The sequence below is a fragment of the Halopseudomonas sp. genome (assembly GCF_036960865.1).
GTDB lineage: Bacteria > Pseudomonadota > Gammaproteobacteria > Pseudomonadales > Pseudomonadaceae > Halopseudomonas.
Window position 1 is genome coordinate 397,350 of sequence record NZ_JBALWE010000002.1, and the last position, 13,375, is coordinate 410,724.

General features: G+C 61.1%; 7 protein-coding genes. 5 read left to right on the forward strand and 2 right to left on the reverse strand.

The window, feature by feature from the left end; genetic code table 11:
• Positions 1-28: 28 nt before the first annotated feature.
• Complete coding sequence (gene rmf, locus V7747_RS04275) at positions 29-244, reverse strand: ribosome modulation factor (protein ID WP_092284106.1); 216 nt, start codon at positions 242-244, stop codon at positions 29-31.
• A 264-nt stretch (positions 245-508) separates the two neighbouring features.
• Between rmf and rlmKL the strand changes: the two genes are divergently transcribed.
• Positions 509-2,695, forward strand: coding sequence for a bifunctional 23S rRNA (guanine(2069)-N(7))-methyltransferase RlmK/23S rRNA (guanine(2445)-N(2))-methyltransferase RlmL (rlmKL, locus tag V7747_RS04280; RefSeq protein ID WP_335614806.1), 2,187 nt, complete (start codon positions 509-511; stop codon positions 2,693-2,695).
• A gap of 73 nt (positions 2,696-2,768) precedes the next feature.
• Here rlmKL and V7747_RS04285 read toward each other — a convergent pair whose 3' ends face one another.
• Positions 2,769-3,878, reverse strand: a complete 1,110-nt coding sequence (locus V7747_RS04285) for a Zn-dependent alcohol dehydrogenase (RefSeq protein WP_335614807.1) — start codon at positions 3,876-3,878, stop codon at positions 2,769-2,771.
• A 637-nt stretch (positions 3,879-4,515) separates the two neighbouring features.
• On the opposite strand from V7747_RS04285, the gene V7747_RS04290 reads away from it, so the two are divergent.
• Genes V7747_RS04290 through V7747_RS04305 form a run of 4 tightly spaced genes read left to right on the forward strand, consistent with a single transcriptional unit; the run spans position 4,516 to position 13,362 of the window.
• Positions 4,516-5,754 (forward strand): efflux RND transporter periplasmic adaptor subunit, encoded by a 1,239-nt coding sequence (locus V7747_RS04290; protein ID WP_335614808.1) that lies wholly within the window; start codon positions 4,516-4,518, stop codon positions 5,752-5,754.
• Positions 5,755-5,762: 8 nt separating this feature from the next.
• The gene (locus tag V7747_RS04295) at positions 5,763-8,834 is read left to right on the forward strand and encodes a multidrug efflux RND transporter permease subunit (protein ID WP_335614809.1); all 3,072 of its coding nucleotides are present in this window, start codon (positions 5,763-5,765) and stop codon (positions 8,832-8,834) included.
• Positions 8,834-11,926 carry an efflux RND transporter permease subunit gene (locus tag V7747_RS04300; protein ID WP_335614810.1) on the forward strand — a complete coding sequence of 1,031 codons (3,093 nt, stop codon included), beginning with the start codon at positions 8,834-8,836 and terminating at the stop codon, positions 11,924-11,926. The genes V7747_RS04295 and V7747_RS04300 overlap by 1 nt, the downstream gene beginning before the upstream one ends.
• A gap of 14 nt (positions 11,927-11,940) precedes the next feature.
• Entirely contained in the window at positions 11,941-13,362 is a 1,422-nt protein-coding gene (locus V7747_RS04305; protein ID WP_335614811.1) for an efflux transporter outer membrane subunit, read from the forward strand.
• The last annotated feature ends 13 nt before the right edge of the window (positions 13,363-13,375 follow it).

The window sequence follows — 13,375 nt, forward strand, 5'->3', positions numbered from 1 at the left end:
CTTGGGGAAAAATGAAAAAGAGAAAAGCTTAACCTACCGCGTGCATCTCGTTTAAACGGTGTACACCGGAGATGCCGGTGTAACCAGCCCAATGATCCGCGCGTCCTTCACGCCAACCATTGATCCAATTCTGTCGGGCACTGGCACTGTTGAAAGGGCAACTGTCTTGAGATTTGCCATGTACTCCATTTTGGTAACCGCGCAAAAACGCTCGTTCCATCGGATCACGCTTGAGTCTTCTCATAGGGTTGAGTCCTCGTTGGGTATGACATACCAGACGGCACATGCCGTGCGGGAAAGTGTGCTAACCAGTAACTGACTGGTTGCACCAGAGGGAAGCCAGCTACCATGTAGTTAAGGGCTGGCTGCCGAATCCGTGTTGCTGATCAAGTCATAGCTTGTTGTACCTTACCGGAGGTGCCTCCTCCAAAGAACGAATTGGCATACCGCGGCTTATATTTAGCCGCCCTTGAAATATAAACGTCATCATCTGCCGGAAATCAACGACATGCGCGAGACCCTTGAATTTTTTGTTACCTGTCCGAAAGGCGTGGAGGGGCTGCTGCGTGACGAAGTGCTCGCACTGGGCGCTGATTCTGCCCGCGAAACTGTTACCGGCATCGAAGTGCAGGGCGATATGGAGCTGGCCTATCGCATCTGTCTGTGGTCGCGACTGGCCAACCGGGTGCTCATGGTGCTTACCCGCTTCCCGGCGCAAAGCGCGCAGGACATGTATGACGGCATCCAGCAAACCGACTGGGCTGATCACCTGCGCCCCGATGGCAGCCTGGCGATCGACTTTACCGGCAGCCTGCCGGGCATCGACAACACCCACTTTGGCGCGCTCAAGGTCAAGGACGCCATCGTTGATCAACTGCGCCAGGCTGACGGTACCCGCCCCAGCGTGGAAAAGGTCCAGCCTGATCTGCGCATCAACGTGCATTGCCGCCGCAGCGAAGTGCAGGTAGCGCTTGACCTCTCCGGTGTCAGCCTGCACCAGCGTGGTTACCGCTTGCAGCAGGGTGCGGCGCCGCTAAAAGAGAACCTGGCCGCAGCCATCCTGATTCGCAGTGGCTGGCCCAAGCTGGCGGCCGAAGGCGCGGCACTGGCCGACCCCATGTGTGGCTCCGGCACCTTTCTGGTAGAGGCAGCGCTGATGGCAGCGGATGTGGCGCCTAACCTGCAGCGCGAGCGCTGGGGCTTCAGTCGTTGGTTGCAGCACATCCCGGCGCTCTGGCAGCGGCTGCTGCAGGAAGCGCAGCAGCGCGCCGAGCAGGGTCTGGCCAAACCGCCGCTATGGATTCGCGGTTACGAGGCCGACCCGCGCCTGCTGCAGCCGGTGCGTAACAACATTCAGCGCGCCGGTGTGACCGAGTGGGTCAAGGTCTATCAGGGCGAATTGGCGACCTTTGCGCCTAGCCCCGATCGTGCCCAGCAGGGATTAATTGTCTGCAACCCTCCCTATGGGGAACGCCTGGGCGATACCGCCAGCCTGGTTTATCTGTATCAGAAGCTCGGTGAGGTGCTGCGTGAGCAATGTTTGGGCTGGCAGGCCGCGATCTTTACCGGTAACCAGGACCTGGGCAAGCGCATGGGCATTCGCAGTCACAAGCAGTACAACCTGTTCAACGGCGCCTTGCCGTGCAAGCTGCTGTTGATGGATCTGGCGCCAGAGCGTTTCATCACCCAGGCGGCGCCCCAGAGCCAGAAACAGGCAGAGCAGGGCAGCGCGGCGCCAGTGGCGACCGCGCGGCTCAGTGAATCGGCGCAGATGTTTGCCAATCGGCTGAAAAAGAATCTCAAGCTGCTGGGCAAGTGGGCGCGGCAGAACGACATTCAGTGCTATCGCCTGTACGACGCCGATATGCCCGAGTTCTCCGTTGCCGTCGACGTTTACAACGATTGGGTGCACGTGCAGGAGTACGCCGCGCCAGCCAGTATCGACGAAGACAAGGCCCAGGCGCGCCTGCAGGACGTGCTGTCAGCGATCCCGCAGGTGCTGGATATTCCGCAAAGTCAGGTGGTGCTCAAGCAGCGTCAGCGCCAGACGGGAAAGCAGCAGTATCAGCGCATGGCGCAGCGTGGCGAGTTCATGACCGTGCACGAAGGGCAGGTGCGGCTGTTGGTCAATCTGACCGACTATCTGGATACCGGCCTGTTTCTGGATCACCGGCCCATTCGTTTGCGCATTGCCCAGGAAGCACGCGGCAAACGTTTCCTCAACCTGTTCTGCTACACGGCAACGGCCAGTGTGCATGCGGCGGCAGGCGGAGCGCGCTCGACCACCAGTGTCGATCTGTCCAAGACCTACCTGGACTGGGCGCGACGCAACCTGTCTCTCAATGGTCTCTCGGAGCTGCACAAGCTGGAGCGCGCCGATGTGATGGAATGGTTGGCGCAGGAGCAGCAAAGCTACGATCTGATCTTTATCGATCCACCGACCTTCTCCAACTCCAAGCGTCTGGACGATGTATTCGATGTGCAGCGAGACCACCCGAAACTGCTGGAGTTGGCCATGGCACGTCTGGCGCCGGGCGGGGTGATTTACTTCTCCAACAACTTCCGACGTTTCCGTATGGACGAATCGGTAGAGGCGGCCTATCAGGTTGAAGACATTTCCGCGCAGACGCTGGACAAGGACTTTCAGCGCAATACCCGGATTCACAAGACCTGGCGGATTACCCGCCGCGTCTGATACGCAGGGATGCAGCAATAAAAAAACCGGCCAGCTGATCAGCTGGCCGGTTTTTTTTCAGCGGCAGTGCCGCTTACTCGAAGACGATTACACCACGGGCGTTCTTGCCCGCGAGCATGTCGTCAAAGGCCTGCGGTGCCTCGTCGATGCTATAGGTCTGGGTAACCAGCTCATCCAGCTTCAGGCGATTGGCCTTGTACAGATTGAGGATCTTGGGGAAGTCGTACTGCGGACGCGCCGAGCCCAACCAGCTACCCTTGATGGTGCGCTCATCTGCCGGCAGCGCTAGGGTGGTGATTGAGGTCTTGTCTTTACTGTCAGCTACGCCGACCACTACCACGGTGCCGGCGCGACCGAGCGCCTTGAACGCCTGCTCGACAACCTTGCCGTTGCCCACACACTCAAAGGCATAGTCGACACCACCACCGCTCAGTTTTTTGATCGCCTTGCTGACGTCTTCGACTTCGGTGAGATTGATGGTGTGAGTAGCACCAAACTCCTTGGCCATTTCCAGCTTGGCGTCGTTGGTATCCACGGCGATAACCATTTCGGCGCCAGCGGTTACGCAACCCTGAATGGCGTTCAGACCAACGCCGCCAATACCGAAGACCGCAGCGCGTGAGCCAGGCTCCAGTTGGGCGGTATTGAATACCGAGCCCACGCCGGTGATAACCGCACAACCCACCAGTGCTGCGCTGGACATGGGCACGCCTTCATCAATTTTCACGCAGTTGTCGACGTGCAGGGTGGCATACTCGGCCATCACGCCGCAGGCGCCAAACACGTTCAGATCTTCGCCGTCCTTACCGTGGGTACGTACGGTACCGTCAGGCAGGGTGGTCATCGATTTACGCGCGTTTTCACACAGTACCGGGCGACCGCGCACGCAGTTGCGGCACTTGCCGCACATAGTGATGAAGGTACTGACAACGTAGTCGCCTTCCTTCAGCTCGGTCACGCCTTCGCCCACTTCAACGACCACACCGGCCGCTTCATGGCCGAGCACGAGCGGTGCGGGGTAGGGAATCTTGCCGGTGGTGGCGGAGTGATCGCTGTGGCAGACGCCACAGGCGGCAACCTTGATGGTTACCTCGCCGCGCTTGGGTGCATCCACAGTGATGGTTTCGACCTGAACGGGTTGGCCCCACTCGCGACAAACGACGGCTTTTGCCTGACGACTCATTGTTTTTCTCCTTTCATGTTCTGATTACGGGCATGGCTTGTGTGTTCGTGTGGTGCGCAAACCTGTCTGCTTGCAGCGCAGCGCCTGACGCTTTCCAGTTACCAAGGTGATCTATTTTACGGTATTGACTCGCGTTATTACTAAACCAAATTGTGTTTTATGTGCTGGTTTTGTAACCCGGGTGCCCGTTGCTGAGGCGTTATTTATGGCAGGGACCTGGCACGATTGTCTACGCCCGAGAGGGCGATGGGCAAGACGAATGTACTGCATCTATAGGCTCAAGAATGTAAACCGACTGCGCAAAACGGTGATCGGATGCTAGAGCTGCGCAGCAGCGCTGTCAAAGCGCTCCGGATACTCTCTGCGCGCCAGCTTGCCACACGTTGTGCTGGCGAATGATAATAACTATCATTTGCCGCGAGCTACGCCCCATGACGCGATGCACGCAGGCAAGGCGGCAAGGTATACGTCTTCAGCCAGACTGCGGCGCGGCGGTAATGCGCGGTAAAGGAAAAGTAATGTAAAGCCAGGGTAAAGGTATGTAAATTCGGTACAGCTCCGCGCAGAGCTCCTCTAACGTCAGCATTCCTGATTCTCTTCTCTATTGCCACACGTCGTAAACCCGGATATTGATCTCATGGCCCAAGCACTTCCCCTACGCCGCTATGGCAAGTTTCTGATTCTGTTTGCCGGTATCGCTGCCGTGTCGCTGTTTGCCTGGTATCAGTTTGGTGGTGAGCCGGCACCAACCCAGGCGGAAAGCTGGCGGCGCATGGGGTGGGATGCGCCGGCTGTGGTGCGCGCCGAGCCAGCCACCCTGGGTAGCCTGGCAGTGCAGATAAAATCCATTGGCACAGTAACGCCGCTGAATACCGTGGTGGTGCGTAGCCGTGTAGAAGGCGTGCTCGACCGCGTGGTGTTCGAGGAGGGGGCCACAGTAGAGCAGGATGAGCTGTTGGCGGAGATCGATCCGCGTCCCTACAAAACCCAACTGGAGCAGGCCGAGGGACAGCTACAGCAGAACCGCGCCACGCTGGAGAACGCTCGCGCCGATCTGCAACTGTATGAAAAGCTCTGGGAGCAGGATTCCATTGCGCGCCAGCAGCTGAGCGATCAACGCGCGCTGGTCAAGGAGCTGACCGGTACGATTCGAGCGAATCAGGCGCAAGTGGAGGATGCCCAGCTGCAGTTGTCCTGGACGCGAATCAAGGCGCCCCTGTCGGGCAAACTGGGGCTGCGCCGTGTTGATCCGGGCAACCTGATTTCCAGCGGCGATACCGAGGGTCTGGTGACTATTACGCAAATGCAGCCCATTGCGGTGAACTTTACCGTTCCCGAAATCGAGCTGCAGGCGCTGCGCCGCGCCTTTCAGGGCGAAGGAAAACTGCAGGTGGAAGCGCTGGACCGCAGCGAACGCCAGGTGCTGGCAACCGGCGAGCTGGCAACCCTGGACAACCAGATAGATACCACCACCGGTACCCTGCGGGTGCGTGCTCGTTTCGAGAACGACGACAACGCGCTCTTTCCAAACCAGTTCGTCAACGTGCGTTTGCGTCTGACCACACTGGCAGACGTGGTGACCATTCCGGCGGATGCAGTGCAGTTTGGTACCGACCGCAACTACGTGTATGTCATCAACGACGGCAAGGCCTACGTGCGTGAGGTAGTGCTGGGCGCAACGGCCAATGATCGGGTGGCTGTCAGCAGCGGTCTGGAACCCGGCGAGCTGGTGGTGCTGGAAGGGCTTGACCGGTTGCGCGATGGCAAGGAGGTAACGATGCCCGACGCGGAACGAGCAGCCGAGTCTGGCAATGCCGACACGGGCGAGACCTCGGCAGCCGGTGAGCGTGGTAGCCCGCCGCGCGCCGGCAACTGAGCAGGCCCATGAAAAACCTGTCCGCCCCCTTTATCCTGCGCCCCGTTGCCACCTCGCTGCTGATGCTGGCATTCCTGGCGGCGGGGCTGATTGCCTGGCGCATGTTGCCGGTAGCGGCTTTGCCGCAGGTGGATTACCCCATCATTCAGGTGTTTACCTTTCAGCCAGGTGCCAGCCCGGAAGTGACGGCAAGGACCATTACCGCACCGCTGGAACGGCACCTTGGGCAGATTCCCGGCCTCAAACAGATGTCTTCTACCAGTTCCGGTGGCGCCTCGGTGATTACCCTGCAATTTGCGCTGGATGAAGATCTGGGCGTCGCCGAGCAGGAGGTCCAGGCGGCCATGAATACGGCAGAGAGCCTGCTGCCCGGCGATCTGCCGACGCCGCCGATCTACCGCAAGGTGAACCCGGCCGATGCACCGATTCTTACTCTGGCGATTACCTCCGCCAGCCTTCCGTTGCCGCGCGTACACGATCTGGTGGATACCCGCATGGCGCAGAAGCTGGCGCAGCTGTCGGGGGTAGGCATGGTCAGCCTGGCGGGCGGCCAGCGGCCGGCCTTGCGGGTACTGGTCAACCCGCGTGCGCTGGCGTCCTATGGCCTGAGCCTTGACGCCGTGCGCCAGACTATTGCCGCCACCAACGTCAACCAGCCCAAGGGCAGCTTTGATGGGCCCACGCGCACGACCATGCTGGACGCCAACGACCAGATCCGTTCGGTCGAGGATTATCGCAAACTGATTGTCACCTGGGTCGATGGCGCACCCCTGCGTCTAGGCGACGTCGCGACCATTGTCGACGGAGCCGAAGATCGTTTTCTGGCCGCTTGGGCCAACGGCGCGCCTGCGGTCTTGTTGAACGTGCAACGCCAGCCCGGCGCCAACGTGATCGAGGTGGCGGATCGGGTGCGTGAATTGCTGCCGCAGCTCACCGCATCGCTGCCTGCGGCGGTGGACGTGCAGGTGCTGACGGACCGCACCCACAGCATTCGTGCGTCAGTGCGTGACACCCAGAAAGAGCTGATCTTCGCCATTGCCCTGGTGGTGTTGGTGACGCTGGTATTTCTGCGCAATCTGCAGGCGACCTTCATTCCGAGTATTGCGGTGCCGCTGTCGCTGGTGGGCACCTTCGCTTTCATGTACCTGATGGACTTTTCGGTCAACAACCTCACGCTGATGGCGTTGACCATTGCCACCGGCTTTGTGGTGGACGATGCCATCGTCATGCTGGAGAACGTGGCGCGCCACCGTGAAATGGGTGAAAGCCCGATGCAGGCGGCGCTCAAGGGGGCCGCGGAAATCGGCTTTACGCTGATGTCGCTGACCTTTTCACTGGTTGCGGTATTGATTCCGCTGCTGTTCATGCCGGATGTAGTCGGCCGGCTGTTCCACGAATTTGCCATCACCCTGGCGGTCGCCATCGTGATTTCGCTAGTGGTCTCGCTCACGCTGACGCCCATGATGTGTGCGCGCATGTTGAAAAGCCCGCCGCAGGAGCACAAGGACGACCTGCTGCAGCGCATCATCGAGCGTTATGGCCGTGGTCTGGATTGGGTGCTGGCACGGCAGGGCGCGGCGTTGCTGGTGATGCTGGCAACCATCCTGCTCAGCGGTTTGCTGTACCTGGCGGTGAACAAGGACTTCTTCCCGGTGCAAGACAGCAACGTGATCCAAGTGGTCACCGAGGCGCCGCAGGATATTTCCTTTACCGCCATGGCCGAGCGACAGCAGAACCTGGCCAAGGCGCTGATGGAGGACCCAGGCGTGGAAAGTCTGTCCTCCTTCATCGGTGTGGATGGCACCAACGTGACCATCAACAGCGGTCGTCTGCTGATCAACCTGCCGCCACACAGCGAGCGTAGCGAGAGTCTGTTTGAGGTGATGGATCGCCTGCGCGAGCGCAGCGCGCAGGTGCCCGGGATTACCGCCTGGTTCCAACCGGTGCAGGAGTTGAGCATTGAGGATCGGGTGAGCCGCACCCAATACCAGTTCAGCCTCACCAGTCTGGATAGCGACGAGTTGCACGACTGGGTGCCACAGATGATTGCCGCCCTGAGTGATCGCCCGGAGCTGGTCGATGTGGCCTCCGATGTGCAGCAACAGGGCATGGAAGCCTATGTGGATATCGACCGCGACGCCGCTGCGCGCCTCGGCCTGGACGTTACCGACATCGCCGATACCCTCTACAACGCCTTTGGTCAGCGGCAGATAGCGACGCTCTTTACCCAGTCGAATCAGTACCGGGTCATCATGGAGGTCGATCCGCAGTTTGCCGGTACGCCGGAGAGCCTGGGCCAGGTGTACATGACCAGCGCCGACGGCAATCCGATCCCGCTGGCCAGCGTGGCCAGTGTGCATCAGCGCCGCGCCGCGTTACTGATCAACCATCAGGGCCAGTTCCCGGCGGCCACGGTGTCGTTCAACCTGGCGCCCGGCACCTCCCTGGGGGAAGCGGTAGAGGCCATTGAGCAGGTTCAGGCGCAGCTGCAATTACCGGCCTCGGTCGAGCTGCGTTTCCAGGGCGCTGCAGAGGCCTTCCGCAGCTCGCTGGCCAATACACTGTGGCTGATTCTGGCCGCAGTGCTGACCATGTACATAGTGCTGGGCGTGCTGTACGAGAGCACCATCCATCCGATCACGATTCTCTCTACCTTGCCTTCGGCTACCCTGGGCGCGCTGCTGGCGCTGCTGCTGACCGGCCGCGCGCTGGACATGATCTCGGTGGTGGGCATAGTGCTGCTGATTGGCCTGGTGAAGAAAAACGGTATCATGATGGTTGATTTTGCCCTGGATGCGCAGCGCAACCTGGGCATGAGCCCGCGCGAGGCGATTCACCGCGCCGCCATGCTGCGCTTTCGGCCGATTCTGATGACCACGCTGGCCGCGCTGTTCGGCGCTTTGCCGCTGATGCTTGCCAGTGGTTCGGGCGCCGAGTTGCGCCAGCCGCTGGGCGTGGTCATGGTTGGCGGCCTGTTGGTCAGTCAGGTGCTGACGCTCTTCACTACGCCGGTGGTTTACCTGTTCTTTGATCGCTTGACGCGCAAGGCAGATGCCCCGGCGCCTGCCGAGGCCGTGTAGTGAACGTCGCCAATACCTTTATTCAGCGTCCGGTGGGCATTTCGCTGTTGGCGCTGGCGTTGGTGCTCTGTGGCTTGCTCTGCTGGCGTCTGCTGCCGGTGGCGCCGTTGCCGCAGCTGGATATCCCCATGATCGTGGTGACCGCCAGTTTGCCGGGCGCCAGCCCCGAAAGCATGGCTACTACGGTTGCGACGCCCATGGAACGTGCACTGGGCAGTATCTCCGGCGTCACGGCGATCTCGTCTTCCAGCAACCAGGGCAGCACCCAGGTGGCGCTGACTTTCGAGTTGGAGCGTGATCTGAACGAGGCGGCCAGAGAAGTGCAGGCCGCCATCAACGCGGTGCGCGGCGATCTACCGGCTGGAATGCCCGGCAATCCACAGTACGTCAAGATCGACCCATCCCAGGCGCCTATCATGGGGCTGGCGCTGAGCTCGCCCAACCTCGCTTCCAGCGAGCTGTACGATATAGGCGCCACCATTCTGGCGCAGAAACTGGCGCAGATTTCCGGCGTGGGTGAAGTGACTGTCGACGGGGCTTCCTTGCCCGCGGTGCGGGTGCAAATCGACGCGGGCGCGCTGCTGCATTACGGTCTCTCGCTGGACGAGGTGCGCAGCGCCATTTCGCGCAGCAACGCGCTCCGGCCCATGGGCGTGATCGAGGAGGGCGCACATCGCTGGCAGGTGCAAACCAGCGATGCATTGCGCACGGCCAAGGCCTACCGTGAACTCGTGGTGCGTTATGACGAGGGCGCGGTGGTGCGGCTGAGCGATGTAGCCGAGGTAACCGACTCGGTCGAGAACCGATACAGCAGCGGTTTTCACAACGATCGCGCCGCAGTAATCCTGAATATCAGTCGGCAGAGTGGCGCCAATATCGTCGAAACTATCGACAACATTTACGACCGCTTGCCGCAGCTGCTGGTGCTGCTGCCGGCCGATGCCGAACTCTCAGTCATCATGGACCGCTCGCCAGTGATTCGGGCCACCCTGCGTGAGGCGCAGATTTCATTGCTGCTGGCGGCCCTGTTGGTGGTCGTGGTGGTCTGGCTGTTCCTGGGTAATTTCCGCGCGGCGCTGATTCCTTCGGCGGCTATTCCGGTGTCGCTGATCGGCAGCTTTGTGGTCATGTACTTCTGGGGCTTTTCGCTCAATAACCTGTCGTTGATGGCCTTGATCGTCGGCGCCGGCTTGGTGGTGGATGACGCCATCGTGGTACTGGAAAACGTACAACGGCACATGGCTGATGGGCTGACGCCGCAGCAGGCCGCGGCGCGCAGCGCCCGCGAGCTGAGTTTCACCCTGATCGCCATGACCCTGGCCCTGGCGGTGGTGTTTGCGTCCATTCTGCTGTTGGGTGGGTTGGTCAAGCAGCTGTTCGAAGAGTTCTCCATCACCCTGATTGCTGCCATGCTGATTTCGCTGCTGGTGTCGCTGACGCTCACGCCGAGCCTCTGTGCCCACTGGCTGCAAGGCCGCGGCACGGCCAGGCAGGAGCAGTCTGTTGAGGCCAGATCAGAATCCTTGTTTGCCGGCCTGCAGCGCGGCTATGGCCGCTCGCTGAGCTGGACGCTGAACCATCGACCGCTGGCCCTGCTGACGCTGCTGGGCGCCATTCTGGCCAGTGGCTATCTGATGCTCAACTTGCCGGAGGAGTCGCTGCCACAGCAGGACACCGGGCAGATTCGCGGCTTTATCCGTGGTGACGACGGCCTGTCGTTTCAGGTGATGCAGCCGAAGATCGAAGCCTACCGGCAATACATACTGTCCGACCCGGCGGTGCAGGATCTGACCGGCACCAGTGGCGGCAATGGCGGCCTGACCAATGCGCAATTGGCGATCCGCCTGAAGCCGCTGGCAGAGCGCGAGCTGTCTTCCCAGCAGGTGATTGATCGCCTGCGTGCCAACGCGCCGCCGGTGCCGGGCGTGATGATGTATCTGATGGCCGACCAGGACCTGCATTTCCGCGGCCCCTTCGGCAACAGTGAGAACGAAGTGGTGCTGCGCTCTGATTCGCTTGAGGCACTGAAAGTCTGGGCACGCAGGGTGGCGCAGGCGATGGAGCAGAGCCCGTTACTTACCGATGTAGACAACGTCGACGGCGATGAAACCCGGCAGATGGTGCTGAATATCGACCGTGAGGCTGCCCGGCGTCTGGGCGTGGACATGCAGACCATCGCCTCGGTGCTCAACAATTCCTTTTCGCAGCGCCAGGTGGCAACGCTCTATGACGAGCTGAACCAGTACCGCGTGGTAATGGAATTGGCGCCGCGCTATACCGAGCGTCCGGCAGTTCTCGATCAGTTGGAGGTGCTGACCAGTGACGGCCAGCGGGTGCCCTTCACCAGTTTTGCCACCTGGGATTACGGCATGGCCGAAGACCGCGTGCGCCACGAGGGTCAGTTTGCCTCCATGGGTATTGGTTACTCGTTGGCGCCGGAGGTGACTGATGGCGAGGCCGATGCGGCGATCGAGCAGATACTCAACGAGGTCATGTTGCCCAGCGAGGTGCATCAGGCGCCGCCATCGCCCAACGATTTCGGCAATGCACTGAACGACCCCTGGGTTTTTGTCGCCGTGTTGGTAGCGGTGTATCTGGTGCTGGGTGTGCTCTATGAGAGTACCCTGCATCCGCTGACCATTTTGTCGACCTTGCCGCCCGCCGGGCTTGGTGCCTTGCTGGCGTTGAAACTAGGCGGGCAGAGCCTCAGCCTGATTGCCATGCTGGGGCTGTTCTTGCTGATCGGCATCGTGATGAAGAACGCCATCATGATGATCGATTTCGCGCTCGATCTGCAGCGCCGCCAAGGTCTGACGCCACAACAGGGTATTCACCGCGCTGCCTTGCTGCGCCTGCGTCCGATCCTGATGACCAACATGGCTGGCATGCTCGGTGCGGTGCCGCTGATTCTGGGCTTTGGCGAGGGCGCCGAGATGCGTCGCCCTTTGGGTATCACCATATTTGGCGGTTTGGCGCTCAGCCAATTGCTGACGCTCTACACCACACCGGCAGTTTACCTGTATCTGGAAAACCTGCGTCAGCGCTGGCTCAAGCGCGGCGCGGCTGCCGACCAATCCGAATCACCTACCTGACGGGCCCGTAACCGATGAAACGCCTTCCACTGCCCACCTTCGTCATCCTGGCCGCTATGCTCGCTGCCGGTTGTACCTTGGGGCCGGACTACGTCAAACCGGCCACCGTGCCGATGCAACAGCTCAAGTACGATGCGGGCTGGCAGCCGCTGCCGGCACAGGGCTGGGCCAACAGCGGCGAATGGTGGCTGGTTTTTGGTGATGAGGACCTCAACGCCCTGGTGCAGCAAGCCAATGCGAATAACCAGACGTTGGCGCAGGCTGAAGCGCGTTACCGCGCCGCCCTGGCGCAGCGCCGTCTATCGCGCGCCGATTACAGCCCCACCCTGAGTGCCTCGGTAGATGCCGCGCGCAGCAGCAGTGATGAGGTGATCGGCGAAAGCAGCAGCGCGCGCCTGGGCATCAGCTGGGAGCTGGATTTGTGGGGCAGGGTGCGGCGTCAGGTGGAGGCCAGTACCGCGCAGCTGGACGCGAGTGCCGCCGATCTGGCGGCGGCGCGGCTGTCGATTCAATTGGCGGTAGTGAACAGCTACATCAATCTGCGTGCGTTGGATGTGCAGTACCGCATTCTCAGACAAACCATGGATTCCTTCACGCGCTCGACCCAGCTTACGCGCAATCAGTACGACGCCGGCATAGTGTCGCGCGCTGACGTGATTCAGGCTGAAACCCAGCTGCAATCGCTGCGCAGCGACCTGTATGACCTTGAGGCGCAGCGTGCCATTGAAGAAAACACCATCGCTGCGCTACAGGGTAAACCCCCGGTAGCCTTCGACCTGCCGCGGCACGACGTACTGCCCGCCGTGCCGGCGATTCCCGCGCAACTGCCGGCCGAGCTGATTGCCCGCCGACCGGATGTGGTCGCCGCCGAGCGCAACGTGGCGGCGGCCAACGCGCAGATTGGTGTGGCGATTACCGCTTGGCTGCCGACCCTCAGTCTGGATGCCAGTGGCGGTGTGAACGGACAAAACGTCAGTGACCTGTGGAATGCTCCGGTGCGTTTCTGGTCGGTCGGCCCCAGTCTGGCACTAACCCTCTTTGACGGCGGCCGGCGCAGCGCCGCAGAGGATGCGGCGGTGGCCAGTTACGACGAGCAGGCGGCGGCTTACCGTCAGACCGTGCTCGACAGTCTGCGCGATGTGGAAAACGCCCTGGCCACCACCAGCATCCTGCGCGAGAAAGCCGTGCAGCAGGCCAAGCTGGTCGAGTTGGCGGAAGAAAACGAGCGCGTGATTACCAACCGCTACCAGTCCGGGTTGATTTCCTATCTGGAAGTAGCGGTCGCGCAGAACACCACCCTCAATGCCAAGCGCACTCAGGTTAACGTGACCGCCGCGCAACTGGCCGCCGCCGCAGAGCTGGCGGGTAGTATCGGCGGCAGTTGGCAGGTGGGTGATGACGTCGGTGAGGCTGCCGAGCGGCCAGAGCAGCCTTGAGCTCAGAGAGAAC

Coding starts and splice junctions, on each gene's coding strand:
- rmf (WP_092284106.1), bottom strand. CDS start 244: ATGAGAAGACTCAAGCGTGATCCGATGGAACGAGCGTTTTTGCGCGGT.
- rlmKL (WP_335614806.1), top strand. CDS start 509: ATGCGCGAGACCCTTGAATTTTTTGTTACCTGTCCGAAAGGCGTGGAG.
- V7747_RS04285 (WP_335614807.1), bottom strand. CDS start 3,878: ATGAGTCGTCAGGCAAAAGCCGTCGTTTGTCGCGAGTGGGGCCAACCC.
- V7747_RS04290 (WP_335614808.1), top strand. CDS start 4,516: ATGGCCCAAGCACTTCCCCTACGCCGCTATGGCAAGTTTCTGATTCTG.
- V7747_RS04295 (WP_335614809.1), top strand. CDS start 5,763: ATGAAAAACCTGTCCGCCCCCTTTATCCTGCGCCCCGTTGCCACCTCG.
- V7747_RS04305 (WP_335614811.1), top strand. CDS start 11,941: ATGAAACGCCTTCCACTGCCCACCTTCGTCATCCTGGCCGCTATGCTC.